Origin of the sequence: Rossellomorea vietnamensis (assembly GCF_008180415.1) — a bacterium.
Lineage (GTDB): Bacteria > Bacillota > Bacilli > Bacillales > Bacillaceae_B > Rossellomorea > Rossellomorea vietnamensis_C.
Genome location: NZ_VTEI01000005.1, coordinates 1 through 16,111, shown reverse-complemented (window position 1 = coordinate 16,111; position 16,111 = coordinate 1). Strand labels below are relative to the sequence as shown.

General features: G+C 42.4%; 13 protein-coding genes. All 13 read right to left on the bottom strand.

Annotated features, from left to right (window positions below; genetic code table 11):
* Window positions 1–363: 363 nt before the first annotated feature.
* Window positions 364–2,742 (bottom strand): hypothetical protein, encoded by a 2,379-nt coding sequence (locus FZC78_RS11255; protein ID WP_215727409.1) that lies wholly within the window; start codon window positions 2,740–2,742, stop codon window positions 364–366.
* Between the two features lie 570 nt (window positions 2,743–3,312).
* Complete coding sequence (trpB, locus tag FZC78_RS11250; RefSeq protein WP_148939805.1) at window positions 3,313–4,482, bottom strand: tryptophan synthase subunit beta; 1,170 nt, start codon at window positions 4,480–4,482, stop codon at window positions 3,313–3,315.
* Between the two features lie 667 nt (window positions 4,483–5,149).
* On the bottom strand, window positions 5,150–6,445 hold the full coding sequence (locus tag FZC78_RS11245; RefSeq protein ID WP_148939804.1) for a TRAP transporter large permease: 1,296 nt from the start codon (window positions 6,443–6,445) through the stop codon (window positions 5,150–5,152).
* Complete coding sequence (locus tag FZC78_RS11240) at window positions 6,442–6,987, bottom strand: TRAP transporter small permease (protein ID WP_148939803.1); 546 nt, start codon at window positions 6,985–6,987, stop codon at window positions 6,442–6,444. Before FZC78_RS11240 ends, FZC78_RS11245 begins: the two co-directional genes overlap by 4 nt.
* A gap of 3 nt (window positions 6,988–6,990) precedes the next feature.
* A complete protein-coding gene (locus tag FZC78_RS11235; protein WP_148939802.1) occupies window positions 6,991–8,016 on the bottom strand; it encodes a TRAP transporter substrate-binding protein in 1,026 nt (341 codons plus the stop codon).
* Window positions 8,017–8,350: 334 nt separating this feature from the next.
* Entirely contained in the window at window positions 8,351–8,446 is a 96-nt protein-coding gene (locus FZC78_RS11230; RefSeq protein ID WP_435874103.1) for a hypothetical protein, read from the bottom strand.
* Between the two features lie 53 nt (window positions 8,447–8,499).
* Entirely contained in the window at window positions 8,500–8,961 is a 462-nt protein-coding gene (locus tag FZC78_RS11225; RefSeq protein ID WP_148939801.1) for a hypothetical protein, read from the bottom strand.
* A gap of 4 nt (window positions 8,962–8,965) precedes the next feature.
* The gene (locus tag FZC78_RS11220) at window positions 8,966–9,754 is read right to left on the bottom strand and encodes a hypothetical protein (protein WP_148939800.1); all 789 of its coding nucleotides are present in this window, start codon (window positions 9,752–9,754) and stop codon (window positions 8,966–8,968) included.
* Between the two features lie 590 nt (window positions 9,755–10,344).
* Window positions 10,345–10,662 (bottom strand): hypothetical protein, encoded by a 318-nt coding sequence (locus tag FZC78_RS11215; RefSeq protein ID WP_215727408.1) that lies wholly within the window; start codon window positions 10,660–10,662, stop codon window positions 10,345–10,347.
* A gap of 98 nt (window positions 10,663–10,760) precedes the next feature.
* Window positions 10,761–11,591 (bottom strand): GNAT family N-acetyltransferase, encoded by an 831-nt coding sequence (locus FZC78_RS11210; RefSeq protein ID WP_148939799.1) that lies wholly within the window; start codon window positions 11,589–11,591, stop codon window positions 10,761–10,763.
* 599 nt (window positions 11,592–12,190) lie between these two features.
* The gene (locus FZC78_RS11205; protein ID WP_148939798.1) at window positions 12,191–14,491 is read right to left on the bottom strand and encodes an MMPL family transporter; all 2,301 of its coding nucleotides are present in this window, start codon (window positions 14,489–14,491) and stop codon (window positions 12,191–12,193) included.
* A 30-nt stretch (window positions 14,492–14,521) separates the two neighbouring features.
* The gene (locus tag FZC78_RS11200; RefSeq protein ID WP_148939797.1) at window positions 14,522–15,127 is read right to left on the bottom strand and encodes a TetR/AcrR family transcriptional regulator; all 606 of its coding nucleotides are present in this window, start codon (window positions 15,125–15,127) and stop codon (window positions 14,522–14,524) included.
* Window positions 15,128–15,646: 519 nt separating this feature from the next.
* Window positions 15,647–16,111: IS30 family transposase (locus tag FZC78_RS11195; RefSeq protein ID WP_148939796.1), on the bottom strand; the 465-nt coding region annotated here is incomplete at its 5' end.

Here is a 16,111-nt window from a genome sequence, read left to right as displayed (position 1 = left end):
TGATCAGGAAAACGACTAGTGGATAATCACACTGGTCGTTTTTTTTTATTGTTTTTTTGGTAAATTTATTCCCCTAATCGTAAAAGAAGGAACAAAGTGACAGTTTCGTGACCCGAAAGAAATCAAATGAACCAAAATCCAGGACAGTAAACCTGTTCTTCTGTCACAAAATTGAAGGATAGAATAAATTCGAAAGTTTGTTATGATTGTGCTACTTTGAGATAAATCAAGGAATCAATTAGACAGTACATTATTGGTTAAAAAAAGACCACTTCTTAAATAAAGTGATCAAACAGTAAATAAATGTTTTGCTGTGTTTTTATGAAGGCGATCTCTAACATGACCTGGTATTTGGAGCATCTTTTAAAATTTAATGAGATTCACGAAATTATTAATTGCATTTGCTGAAGTGATATTAGTTGCTGATGTTACTAGAGCTCTTAGTGTATATGTTACAGTCCCAGCAGCTGGAGCTGTTTCTACAAAAGTGTTTGATACAACAAACCTTTGGGTTCCCGAAGCTTGAAGGGATCGGTTTAGAGTTCTTGTTGAAATAGGTGTACCATTCCTATATAAGATGATGTTAATAGTAATCGCATTGTTTGCATTTGCGTTAGTCTGAATTGACGTTGTATAGTCAATCTTAATATTCTGACCAGCAGTAACAGTCGTGCTAGGCACGGTTGCTATAATGGTTTCGGTAAATGGAGCAGTTACGTCTAAAGGGACAGTTGCAGTATTATTAACAAAGGCCAGCACACTTGGAGACAGTCCCCCTGCTGGTCCAGTGGCTCCCTGAGGACCCGTTACACCTTGTGAGCCGGTTGGACCTTGAGGACCTGTTACACCTTGAGGACCTGTTGCTCCTTGAGGGCCGGTTGCTCCCTGAGGACCCGTTGCTCCTTGAGGGCCGGTTACACCTTGAGGACCGGTTACACCTTGTGAGCCGGTTGGACCTTGAGGACCTGTTACACCTTGAGGACCTGTAACACCTTGTGGACCTGTTGCTCCTTGAGGACCCGTTGCACCTTGTAGACCAGTTGATCCTGTCGGACCGGTCATACCTTGAGGGCCGGTTACACCTTGTGGACCGGTTGGACCTTGTGTACCAGTTACACCTTGTGAGCCGGTTGGACCTTGAGGACCTGTTGCTCCTTGTAGACCAGTTGCTCCTGTTGGACCGGTCACTCCTTGAGGGCCGGTTGGACCTTGAGGACCTGTTGCTCCTTGTGGGCCGGTTGCTCCTTGTGAACCGGTTGCTCCCTGAGGACCGGTTACACCTTGTGAGCCGGTTGGACCTTGAGGACCTGTTGCTCCTTGTGGGCCAGTTGCTCCTTGAGGGCCGRTTGCTCCTTGAGGACCCGTTGCTCCTTGTAGACCAGTTGCTCCTGTTGGACCGGTCACACCTTGAGGGCCGGTTGGACCTTGAGGACCTGTTACACCTTGTGAACCTGTTGCTCCTTGAGGGCCTGTTGCTCCTTGGGGGCCGGTTACTCCTTGAGGACCGGTTACACCTTGTGAGCCGGTTGGACCTTGAGGACCTGTTACACCTTGGGGACCGGTTGCTCCTTGAGGACCCGTCGCTCCCTGAGGACCCGTTACACCTTGTGAGCCGGTTGCTCCTTGAGGACCTGTTGCTCCTTGAGGGCCGGTTGCTCCTTGAGGGCCGGTTGCTCCTTGAGGACCGGTTGGACCTTGTGTACCAGTTACACCTTGTGAGCCGGTTGCTCCTTGAGGACCTGTTGCTCCTTGAGGGCCGGTTGCTCCTTGAGGGCCGGTTGCTCCTTGAGGACCCGTTGCTCCTTGTAGACCAGTTGCTCCTGTGGGACCGGTCACACCTTGAGGGCCGGTTACACCTTGTGGACCGGTTGGACCTTGTGTACCAGTTACACCTTGTGAGCCGGTTGGACCTTGAGGACCTGTTGCTCCTTGAGGGCCTGTTGCTCCTTGAGGGCCCGTTACACCCTGAGGACCGGTTACACCTTGTGGGCCGGTTGCTCCTTGAGGACCTGTTGCACCTTGAGGACCTGTTACACCCTGAGGACCTGTTACACCTTGAGGGCCGGTTGCTCCTTGGGGGCCGGTTACACCTTGAGGACCTGTTGCTCCTTGAGGGCCGGTTGCTCCTTGGGGGCCGGTTACTCCTTGTGGCCCAGTTGCTCCTTGAGGACCGGTTATACCTTGAGGACCTGTTGCTCCTTGAGGGCCGGTTGCTCCCTGAGGACCCGTTGCTCCTTGAGGGCCCGTTACACCTTGAGGACCTGTTACTCCTTGGGGGCCCGTCACTCCTTGAGGGCCCGCTACACCTTGAGGACCTGTTGCTCCTTGAGGACCCGTTGCTCCCTGAGGACCTGTTGCTCCTTGAGGACCCGTCGCTCCTTGAGGGCCAGTGGCTCCTTGAGGACCCGTCGCTCCTTGGGGCCCTATTGCTCCTACATCGGACCCTAGTAATTCATCTGATACTAAGCGATGCGCTGCACTTATTTGAGCAGCAGAATTCTTTCCCCAAACCGATATTTGTATGTCATCAGCAGCCGTTCCGCTTGTTGTAAATACATATTCAAAACCTTCAAAATTAGCATAGTAGTTTCTAGTGATAACTTGATTTGCCGCAACCACAATTTGCTGTAATATATATAAAGTACGTGTTCCATCAAGGTAATACCCTTGAACTAGAACTGTGGCAGAATTGCTGGAACTGCGATTGTCGATTTTCACTGTTACTGTTTGTGATTGCCTCACACCATTTACTGAAACTGTTTACTATAGGTCCAGTCGATAATATCGCCAAAAGCATTTCCTCCTTTCTAATTTTTGTCCCTATTTGGTTTCTTTGATATATCCCCCCTTGAACCTTGCAAGAGATATCTCTAACCTTATTACGACGGATAGTTAGCTATTTGTGTAAGAGAATAATGATCAAATGGCAAGCTACGCTATGTTTCTATTTAAAAATTATTGTATAAATAGCTGTACCTATCGACTATTTGAAGACATCATAAAAATTGATAAAGGTTAGTAAGTACACCAAGTATTAAAACCTATGACTTTATTGATCAATTTTTATATTTTCATTTTATGCTTGTCTCAAAAGAATTGATTGGGTATGAACCCAAGATATACGAATGCCAAATTCAATTACATGAGTTTAATACATGCTGCAAACATATATTTTTAAAAACATGGTCGAACTTAAGACGGAGGGATTTACTGCCCTATTTTTAAACATACAGGACAGTAAATCCCTCCCTTTCTCCGCATCAAAACAAAAAAACTGGCTACCCTTTCAGGGTAACCAGTTTTCCTACTAATCTACTTCTTATTCAGCATCCCAAATACCTGCTCTACATCCTTATCCCCTCTCCCAGAAAGGTTGACAATGATGATATCTTCTTGAGATAGTGTTTTAGCGATCTTTACAGCATGCGCGACTGCATGGGAGCTTTCCAATGCAGGGATGATCCCTTCAATTTTGGATAACTCCTGGAAGGATTCTAATGCTTCCTGTCCTGTGACAGTCACATACTCTGCTCTGCCAATCGTTTTCAAATGGCTGTGTTCCGGGCCGACACCTGGATAATCGAGTCCTGCTGCAATGGAATAGGTCGGCTGCGGATTTCCTTCTTCATCCAACAGGGTTAAACACTTAAATCCATGCAAAACCGCAGGAACACCTTTTGTCAGTGTAGGAGCTTCAGCCGGCTCAACTCCAATCAAACGAACATCTTCCTCATCAATGTAGTGAGCAAAAGCTCCGATCGCATTGCTTCCGCCGCCTGCACAAGCGACGACTGCTGTTGGCAGCTTTCCTTCTTTCTCAAGAATCTGCCTCTTGGACTCTTCACTAATAACAGATTGAAAATGCTTGACCATCGTCGGAAATGGATGAGGCCCTACTGCAGAACCCAACAGATAAAAGGTATTCTCATAATTTTCAACAAGGTCATTCAAGGCTTCGTCTACCGCATCCTTCAACCTGCCCTGCCCTTTATCAACCGGAATGACCTTGGCACCCAAAAGCTCCATCCGGAATACATTCAGAGATTGACGGACAGTATCCAGTTTTCCCATGTAGATAATGCATTCCATTCCAAACATCGCACACGCAGTAGCTGTTGCCACGCCGTGCTGGCCGGCACCTGTTTCAGCAATGATTCTTGTGGCACCCATTCGTTTGGCTAATAATATTTGACCGATCACATTATTGATTTTATGAGCACCTGTATGATTGAGGTCCTCTCGTTTCAAGTAAATCTTTGCTCCACCTGTTTTTTCAGTAAGGTTTTTTGCAAAGGTTAATGGGTTTTCCCGGCCTACAAACTCTTTTAGATAGAATTTGAACTCTTCATTGAATTCATCATCATTCTTATACTTATAAAACTGTTCTGCAAGGTTTGATAATACCTCTTGTAAGTCTGGAGGAAGATAGCTGCCTCCAAACTCTCCAAATAACCCATTCTCAACTACACTGTTTTTACTCATCTCTAAACTCAGCTCCTCTAAATAACTTGAATATTCACTCTTGAATATTCATAATCTATTTTTTCATCATTTTCATAGGAAATCAATGATTTTGTCCATTTTAATAAATTTAATTAAACAGCGTTGGACTAATAAGCTGCCCACACGTCACAGGAAGATACATGTCATACATTTCTTTCACAAAATTCCTCCCTCCCGACCGATATGCACCAAACTTCATACACATCTCTCACAAATCCCCTCGCTCCCGACCGATATGCCGCCAGCTTCATACACATCTATCACCAATTCCCTCGCTCCCGACCGATATGCGATCAGCTTCATACACATCTCTCACCATTTCCCTTGCTCCCAGCCGACATGCGGCCAGCTTCATACACACCTCTACTAATCTTAAGGGGGGCTAGCCCTAAGAATCACAAAATGACGTCACATTAAGCAGCATATTATTAAGAAGAGATGGGTAGCTGTTGTTATCTTTGTAAATAGGATATTTATGGAGTCATAAATACTTTTTGTAAAAGACAGCGACAAGGCAGCTGTCCATCTGCTCTTCAACTATAAAAAAAGGATAATGAGAGTGTCTCCCATTATCCTTAAATAACTTTTCCAGCAAATAATGATACATGTACTTCCCTGCTATTATCTGCGCTTCACATCATATCTCCTACAGCCCAAGCAGCCCTGGAAGCAGGAGACTGATTTGCGGAATATAGGTCACGGCCAGCAATACGACAAAGATGGCTGCGTAAAATGGCAGTAATGGCTTTGTCACCTGTTCGATTTTCACTCCTCCTACACTTGCTCCGACAAACAGCGCGCTCCCAACTGGAGGGGTAATGCTTCCAATACATAAGTTGAGGCACATCATGATACCAAAATGGACCGGATCCATCCCAAACTCAGCTGTGATCGGCAGGAAGATCGGAGTGAAAATAAGAACCGCCGGAGTTATATCCATGAAAGTTCCGATAATCAATAGAATGATATTCATCAATAATAGAATAACGATCGGATTATCTGACAGCGAGAGCATCCCACTACTAATCGCATCCGGAATTCCCGTGAAAGACATCACCAGAGACAGAATCGAAGACGTCGCAATCAGAAGCATGATGATGGCAGTCATCTCGACCGTTTCGAGGAGCATTTTCGGTAAGTCTTTTAGTTTAAAACTTCGGTAAAAAATCGAAAGTATCACAGAATAAGCAACGGCAATGGCTGCCCCCTCAGTTGCAGTAAAAATTCCAGCCACGATTCCCCCGATTACAATAACAATTAACATCAAACTAGGCAGGCTTTCTAGAAAAACTCTAAACCGCTGCTTCCACGTTATCTTTGGTGATACTGGATAATTTTTTTTCTTGGCAATAATGTAAGCAACCACAATTGCAGCAAGCCCCCAAAGGATTCCCGGTATGTATCCGGCGATAAACAGAGCTGCAACTGAAGTCCCACCGCTGACCAAGGAATAAATGATCAGCAGTCCGCTTGGCGGAATGAGCAAACCGGCAGGAGCGGATGCAATATTAACGGCAGTTGAATAGGTCCTTTCATATCCTTCTTTTTCCTGCAGTGGCGACATGACTCCGCCGATTGCTGCAGCGGCTGCAACAGACGAACCGGAGATGGAGCCGAATAACATATTCCCGACCACATTGGTATGAGCCAGTGATCCCGGCATCCTGCCTGCCAGCACCTTTGCCAGGTTGATCAAGCGGATGGCAATCCCCCCGCGATTCATAATGACTCCTGACAGTATAAAAAACGGAATGGCGAGAAGAGAAAAACTGTCCAAGCCTGTTACCAGTTTTTGCGCTGAAGTAAAGACGGCGATATCAAATGGAAACAATATAAGCATAGTGGTGATCGATGCCCCTGCGATACTGACCGCTATCGGTACTCCAAGAAACAAGAGAATGAAAAAGGCAAAAAACAATATCAATCCCGCAGTGATCGTCATTTCATGCTCCTCCCTTCTGCGTCTAAAGGAGTGGCCGGCCACTCTGTTTCCATATCTTCTGAATAGAATTCCGCTTTCCGTTTGACAGCAGATTCATAAATAGAAAACAATGAATAACAGATGATCAGGATTCCTGAAACAGGCAGAGATAAGTAGATGGATGCCATAGGAATGCCCAATGCCGGCGAAGACTGCCCCATCGAAATGCCGATCGTTTGCACACCCCCAACGATCATAACAAGACTGGCAAATAACAAAACGATTACTTCTATTAAAATACTAACCTTCAACGCGTTTTTCTTTGACACTTTATGAATGAAAAGTTCAATAGCCAGGTGTTTCTTATTTCCAAATGCGTAAGCAGCTCCCAGCATTGAAACCCAAATGAGTGCAAAACGGAGAAATTCCTCCGAAATGGTACTCGGTGCGTTTAGTACATATCTTGAAAAAACCTGCCAGACAGCCATCAGAACCATAACGGCAAGCACCGTGCAGGTTACAAAGGCAATTCCCTGATCCATCCATTTTTTTGCTTTCTCCATCCTTTACTCCCCCTTAGTCCCTTCCGTTGACATTCCACGGATTTCTTTGTAATAGTCTGCAGTAGATTCTTTAGCGGCAAACTCCTCATGAAGAGGCTGTACGGCCTCGGCAAACGGTTCCTTATCCACTTCATGGAAGGTGACTCCATTTTCCTTGCTTTTGACAATGGCTGATTCAACCGCTTTTCTCCACACTTCTTTATGAAAAACAGTCGATTCATCTGCTGCTTCTTGAATGGATGCTCTCTGATCATCTGTCAGCTGGTTCCACTTCTTTTCATTGATGACCAGGATATCTGGGACAATGGCATGCCCGCTGAAGCTGTATTCCTTCGCAACCTCTCCATGATTGGCATCCGTTAACGCCGTTTCATTATTTTCAGTCCCATCGATGACTCCCTGCTGCAGCGAGGTGTAAACCTCCCCGAAAGGCATGGGAGTGGGAGCACCGCCCATTAACTCAATCATCTCAATTGTAGTTGGAGTGGGCTGAACTCTTATTTTCAATCCCTGCAAGTCATCTGGATGCAGGATAGGAGTATCTTTTGTATAGAAATTTCGGGTCCCTGAATCGTAAAACGTCAGTCCCCTGAAACCGATATCTCTTGTTTCATCATAAAATCCTTCCGCAATACTGCTGTTCATCACCTTATAAAAATGGTCTTCATCATCAAACAGATAAGGCAGACTTAATATGGAGTATTCATCTGAAAAATTTTCCACCGTACTCGCACTTACCTTTGCAAAATCAATCGCACCCGTTTGTGTTAACTCTATAGCTTCACGCTCTGATCCCAGTTGTCCGCCCGGATACAACTTCATATCAATCCTTCCCTCTGACTTTTCTTCTACTAATCTCGCAAACTCAGATAGTGACGTATGTATTGGATGATTCTCACCTTGATTATGAGCAAGCCGCATAATAAGTGGACTCTCCTCTTCTCCCCCGTCTAAAGCCTTTGCAGAGCATCCCCACAGTGAACTAACCACCAAAAGAAGCACTATTCCTATTCCATAATAATTTCTCATCGCTTTCTTCCCCCCTGCATGTGATCTTCTTTAGACGAAAAGGCCTATAACTATTAAACTTGAACCCTTATATCTAAAAGAAATCATTTGAAGTTTTTGGAATATAGTTCCCTTTATTAATCATTTTGAAACTATTCTTGTATAAAAAAATTTTAAGGAGGGGGCTTTTATCCCTATAAAGTAGTTACAATTCGTGAAAATTTTTTGCACAAAAAAATGACGTGGGTGAGCATCCACGCCATTTTCTATGTATTATTCTCTTCAGAAACTGCCTGCTTTGATGAAAACTCTCGTACCTTTATGAACCACTTTTTATCCCTCAGAAAGCAGTTCCCTACTTTCCCGGCTTTTTAAAATACCCTTGAGCTTCCCTTGCCTGTTTCAATGGGAATGTTCGATCGATCACTGGCTTGATTTCACCCTCAGAAATCAGGGCAATGAATTACCATAATTTGGAACACTTAACCTGCCCAGACTTTATAATTACTCCTTCACCTTAGCCACTCCCAGTGCATAGTGATTCCATAAAATATTTTCAACTAACTCTGCCTGCGATTCTTCACAATCAATTATTAATACAACCTCGGACTGTTTTCCTTTTAAAAGCCGCCTTTTCTTTTTGATCACTAATTCTGTAACGAGGCGAATGGCAAAGCCTAACATGAAACCGATGAAGGCTCCAATCAGCCCCCAATAAATAGGACCCCATGCCAATTTAAAGCCAATGCTGGCTCCAATAACAGAAAAGGCTGTGCTGAGAACCATCCCTATATCGATCAGCGATGTCCCATCAGAACGATGAATCGTATCAAACACCATCCGCTCTTCCATTCGATTATCTAATGGGACAGCAAAGATGTTTTCTTTTTTTAGACCCTTTTTCTCCAGCATAGATATCGCTATTTCTAAGAATGCATTATTTTCAAACGTTGAAATCAACTGCATATCATCACTTCACTTTTCGTCCTTTTAATATGGTGAAATTAGCTGCCTGATAGTGTTCTTTAAGATACTTTCTCTGATCTTTTTCATAAAGCTTATTATTCTCTATCGTGTTGATATATGAATCAAAAATGGAAAATCCATAAATGGAAGGAAAAAAGAGAAGCCATTCAGGCTTTAATACAGATGTAGCCTCTTGGACCTTTCCTAGAAACAGAAGCGATAAAGCTTCAAGACCATGAGAAAAATAGGAGAATGTGACGACCCAGATAATTACAAAAAATGCTGTTAGGATTCTATGTATATAAAGCTGACCAAGACCCGGTACAAATAAGGACCAAATGACAGCAATTATGGGATTTCTTTTATCTAAATAATTTATTTCCAAAGCGCCTATACTAAATGAATTAAAATGGTGCTCTTCTCGTTCTGCTAACACATATACCTTATTCAAATCAACGGTTGTTCGATAACTATCCCATATTCCAAATATGTAAACAGGAATATAAATGAGAAGCCACCTTGTATCTAACACATCTTTAGCCATTTGAATCTCACCTTGAAATGAATAAACCATCGCTAGGTTGACGTTTGCATTAACATTTACGATTACTTCCCAAATAAAAAGGACAAATCCTCGCAAATACTTAGAAAGAAGCAAGTGCCCGAATCCCGGAAAAGCTGCACTCCACCATGCAATGATATAGGGATTTCGCAAATGAATCTGCGTCGTCCCCCAAATGCTGACATGAGCTTTATAGCGTCGTGCCGTGTTGTCATTCGTATAATTGTTCATAACCCCACCCTATGAAATTCAATATTGACCTTTAACTATTATCATTCCTTAAAGCTTATATTTCATTCTCTTATCCATTTTTTCGTGCTTCGTATTATTAGGTCAGCCATTCATGGTACTTTATCTGAATGATCACTTTTATTGTGCGGTAAGAATCCACTGCGTAATACAATGGTCCCTATAAGTAGCGGTAAAACGCTTTGTGAGTAGGTGGTATGAGGTAATACCTTTGCTAGAATGTATTCAGAGTAATTTCCATTAGCCAACAGGTATATAAAATGTCCATATCATTATTGGCTGAACAATTTTTTATTACAACGGACAGTGTCTAAACAAAAACCCAGAAACGCTGGTTTCCGGGATGTAATCATTCTATTACTATTTTATTAAGGCTCTCTTAGTAAACTTTTTGGCTATTGGATACTAATTCCGAAGAAATATCAAAATTAAGAAGTAAAAATACGGTAATGGGAAACAAAAGAGCTACTCTTACCCGATAAGAGATAAAACTCTTAGTATCCGGGAAAAATCCGGCTCCTGGAATTTTTCCGGAAGACACAATCTATGCGAAAACAGCTTTAATAAAAATGTTATCTCTCCTCATGTTTTTTCCATTTATAGTAATTATAGAAGAATTGAATAATAGTCAATACAACGATCACAGAAGTAAACACTAGAGTTTCAACTCCATCCAGGTCTGTCAGATAGGAAGTTGCGATGATTATGATAATAAGTAAGGGAATCGTCGTTAAGGTCCGAATCATCTTTCTTCTATAACTAAGCTTATAATAGACAAGCCCCGGGCCTTTATCCACCTTTTCTTTATTTCTAAAAAGTATTGGTAAAAGAACCCCAGCAAACAGGGTTACGATTAATACAGGCAGTATAAATTCAAGAGAATTGATCATTCTTCATTAAACTCCTTTCTAACGAAATAATCAGGTCTATCCCCATGCTCCTTAGATACACCCAGCTTGCAAGGTAAAATGTTCTCCCTAAAACCTCTTCAATCAAAAGAGGTACTATACCACTTATAATTAAATGTGTTGGTAAAGCCAAGATTTTCTGCAACTGAAACAGAAGGACTATTGATCTCCATGCAATCCCAATACGGAGTAATCGAATTCTCCAAACATTCTCTTACATAAAAATGGGCCGCTTTTTGGGCAAGTTTTTTTCCTTGATGAGCCTTCAAGGTCTCAATGTCTATGCCGTGTACACTTCCCGCTGCAACGCCTGAAAAACAAACACTTACGATTTCATTGCCATGAACAACAGAGTAGCCAACACCATCATCCAGAAACTTCTCAGGTGAAATCCAGAAATCCAGAATCTTACCTTGCAGAAAGTCAATGTTTTTATAAGAGGAAGTATCTTCGCTTACCAGGATCTCTTTCGTTATTTTCATCACTTTGTACTCTGGTTCGATCCCGGGTTCCGCTTCTTTTTTATACTGATCTCTATGTAATTCATAAACCCTTTGCTTGTAACTGGTCAAATTACGTCCAAAAACTTCTTCGAACGTTTGGTCCCAACCGGGATGATTGCCGATCGCTTCAAAACAGGTAAAATCCTGTTTCAGGTACTCTGGTTTGACGACTTCAGAAAAAAGATCGTTCAAGCCTTGATTAAATTCCTGATTCTTTTCATCGCCAAAAAAAATAAAACCATTATTACTTCCAAGCCAAATCACTCCTGATGAAGGAGCATGTAGATCGTCCACAAATACACGACCGGGATTTCCTCCATTAATGACAGACATAACTTCCAAGTGTCCTTCTGCGTTCATTAAGTTCTTGCATCTATAAAACTCGGACTCTTTCATTTCTAGTATCATGTGTTCAGAACCTCTCTTTAAAATAATCATTGGCATGACTGTACCTAGCCCTGAAACTCCAAATACTCTCCTAACAATTTAAGTACATTTACATACTTGAAAGGTAAATAGCTGTTGGTTTAAAAAACACCTTCTTCACTATTGTTTCATGTATTCATATATAGAACAAGCCATCATATTGGCTTGCTTCGCTCCAGTGCCCTATAGGCAAGTTCAGCAACACGGGTTCCTTATGTCATTCTTCAGGACACTAACCTTCATTGAATTCAATCGAAATGCGACAAAATAGGTTGGGGGAACATCCCTTTCACAGAAAAGGAAGATATCTGAGTAATTCATCTTTCCTTTTTCCTCATAAGAATTATATATTGAAACCCTGCACCCATGATTCTCTAATCACATCTTTATTCATTTAGAAACCCTGATCCTATCAAAAGGACATTGGTAAATAGCAGCAAATTTTTTCGGAAAGGGCATTACAGAAAAAAAAAGGAGTACAAAACGCTGCACGTTTGTACTCCTCTCCAGGGGGTGTTATTTATTGTTTTCTCTCCAAGAACTGAAACCGTTAAGGCAATCTGTTTTCTTCTGTTCTTGATTTATCTTTTTGCTTTTTCCTTCTTGGCGTCTTTCGAAAGTTCTTCTATTAATTTTTCTCCTTCAATATCCAAGTTAGGCAATAACTTATCTAACCATTTTGGCAGCCACCAAACCTTGTCACCAAACATGGACATGACCGCAGGTACAAAAATCATTCGAATCAAGAAGGCATCAATCAGGATACCAAAAGCAAGGGCGAAACCGATTTGTTTAATCATGATATCTTCAGTGAAAATGAATCCTGAGAATACTGAGACCATGATCAAGGCTGCTGCTACGACCACTTTACTTGCAATGGTATAACCGCTGATGACGGCTTTGTCACCTTTTTGACCATGAATATACGATTCACGCATAGAGGATACAAGGAAAACCTGATAATCCATAGCCAATCCGTACAAAATACCTGTCACCATGATCGGAATGAAACTCAGCAGCGGACCTCCAGTGTCGATTCCGAATAATGAACCGAACCATCCCCATTGGAACACGGCTGTCGTTACACCAAATGTCGCCATGATGCTTAGTAAGAATCCAAGTGTTGCTTTGATCGGTACAATGACCGATCTGAAAACAACCAGCAGGATCACTAGGGATAAAACAACGATGATCCCGATGTAATACGGGAATACTTCCGCCAGTTTCTCGGAAATATCAATGTTGATTGCCGTTAATCCGGTTACTCCGATCTCCAGGTTGGTATTTTCCAGGATAGAATCATCTGTTCTTAAATAATGAACCAAGTCATTGGTTTCCTCATCAGTGGGACCTTCCGCCGGAGTGATGCTCATGATCCCGATGGTTCCCTCACCATTGAATCCACCTGGGGAAACTTCTACAGTACTGTCGAGTTGACTGATATTGGATAGTACCTGAATGTATTCCTGAGGATTTATCGGATTGCCGTCCTTGTCTTCAGCGACAAGCAGCAACGTTCCATTATAGCCCTCTCCAAAGTTTTCTGAAATGAGGTCATAACTCTGTCTTACTGCAGTATCTTTGTTCGCACTTGCACCAGAAGGCATGCCTAAGTTCATCTCGCCGACTGGAATAGCCATCGTTCCTAGAATCACGACAACCAAAAGTGCCACCAGCCATTTGAATTTGATGATTCCATTGATCCAATGGCTGGCAAATGACGGTTTTGCTTTTTCTTTATTACTCGCTTTCTTTCTTGATTTCGCTGATACAATTTTTTCACCTATCAATCCTAAAAGGGAAGGCAATAGAGTAAGTGCTACGAGTACATCAATAAACACTGTCATCGAAGCGACAAGCGCCATGCTGCTTAAGAAGGAAATCCCAATTACCAGCATTCCGCATAATGCAATGATGACTGTCAGTCCTGCGAAGAATACGGCACTTCCCGCTGTACCCAATGCGCGTGACGCAGCTTCTTTTGCTGAAAGACCTTCTTCGATGATCAGTTTTCTCTGCCTGTTCACAATGAATAAGGCATAATCAATTCCAACTGCAAGCCCTATCATTAACGCAAGGGTAGGAGTCAAACTGTTGATCTCGAAAACGCTTGATAAAGCAAATGTTCCGCCAACACCTACTCCGACACCAATCAGGGCAACAATCAACGGAAGTCCTGCTGCTACCAGTGATCCTAATGTAACGATCAGGATAATGCCAGCAATGACAAGCCCTATGATTTCATGTGTTCCGCCGATAGGAATATCCGTTCCTTGAAGTGTACCAGTCGGAATGACCGTAATCGAGGTATCTTCTTCTGCCTCAATGGCTAAGTCGTTCAACTGCTGGATTTCATCTTCAGTTAAACTCTCCACTTGCTCTGTTAATTGAAATTGAAGCAGAGCGATATTTCCTTCTTCTGAAATCTTTACTCCTGGTATAGGCATCTCATTCAAAACGAAAGGTCTATATGAAACATCAGATTCCTGTACCTGTGCTAATTGACTCTGCATCTCCTGTAACTGAGCCATGCCACCGCTTTCCTCTATCAAATCAAGCGGATTGACAACATAATTCAACTCATAAATCTTGTTGATGGCGCTGGCAAGTGAGGCTGCATTTTCCGGCCCATCCACTTGTTCTCCATCAGGCACCTCAAAGATATAACTGCCTTGTCCCCCAGAAACGACTGGAAACTCTTCCGCCAGCTTGTCCAAAACATCCTGTGCTTCTGTCCCTTCAATCCTGGTTTCACTGCTCATGTGAACACCGTTGGTTGCAATGACGGTTATGATGACTCCCAGAATCAACAGCCAGCTGACAATAAATGCCCATGGCTTGCTGTATGCTGTTTTCCCTATTTTATAAAATAATTTAGACATACTCTTTCTCCTGCTCCTCTATGTTTGTATTTAATTAAATCCTTCTCTCAGCTTCGAAAATACTGTTTTCATATACTCACTAAATTCTCTGTTATGCTCGCTTTCACTTTCACCTGCAGGCAGAGGAACATTGATGCTGCCATCAAGAATCGGCATGATGGCTCCGAATACAGCCCCAATGAGCAAGTGATAATACGCATCAGGATATTCACTGCCATAATCTTCACTGGTTTGTTTTCGCGCTTCATCCTGAATTTCTTTTATTACTCCCGTCACATACAGCTTTAGTGGCGGATGACTGCGTGATAAAGAAAATAATTGATGAAGCCGATTAAGTTTATCAATAGTGAAACTGCGCTCAATGAGCAGCTCGATGGTACTCAATGGCGATAGACCTTCTAATTCACGATCTTCATCTCTGCGCTGATAATCTTCTATCGTTAAAGAACTGGCAATTGCCTGTTCTTTACAGGAAAAGTAATTAGCAAATGTTCTTCTTGAATAACCTGCTTTATTCACGATATCTTCAACCACGAAATTGTCGATTCCGCGCTCGACCGCCAACTGGAAAGCTGCTTCAGAAAGTTCACGCCTAGTCGCTTTTTTCTTTTTCAGCCTCAGATTTTCTTCCACCATCGTTTTCTCCCTTCATTTTACTGCGATAGATCTATTTATATCACAAAATTGCACAATGGGCAAATTTTCGCTTTGTGCAATTTTAGACAGAGGGACAGGTTCCTTGTTCAGGGAAAAATAATTCATAACTGTTCAGTCCACTTGGTGAATACAGCCAAAGATTTTACCACCCTTGCCATCTTTTTTACCACTTTACGCCAAGGAATTTACCGGGCAACACAACCGTATTTACCAAAAGAAGTATTTCAACGATTATGAAGAAAAAAAGCCTAACCCTCCTTATCTTTACCGAGGAATTAGGCATACGTTTTCCAAAATCGTGCTAAATATGGAACATTATTTTCAATTGAATAGTTTGGTTGTACTATGCAGCAAATGAATTTGTTAGTTGTACTTCTTGAGTATAAGTACAATAATTAGCATTTTTTATTTAAGTTTAATTATTTTCCATTTTAATTAAACTTAAATAGCCCTTTTTGGTACCAGAATACAAATTTTTTTATTATGTAAATTGTCAACTCAAGTCGAACACGGCAAGAAATTCATGAATACCTCAAATGGCGTATTATAATTGAGCACTTTCCGGGGGACCTGGTTGAACGTCAAGAGAAAATCCATGATGTCCTTCTGGGTCATTCGGTTGAAATCGGTTCCTTTTGGATACGTGCGCCTAATGCGGCCGTTACTATTTTCGTTGGTGCCACGCTGACCTGGTTTGCCGGGATCCGAGAAGTAAAAGGGAACCTCCAGCCCTTTTTCGACTTCTTCCCAAAGATGAAATTCCTTGCCGCGGTCTGCGGTGATGGACTTTACCACTTTTTTTGGCAAGTTCTTCAACACATGGATGATGGACTGTGCAGTTTCACTCGCCGTTTTCGCCGCCAGCTTATAGATAATCTCAAACCGGCTGGTACGCTCGGTCAACGTGAGAATCTGACTTTTGTGTGACTTGCCGATGACTGTATCGACTTCCCAATGCCCGAC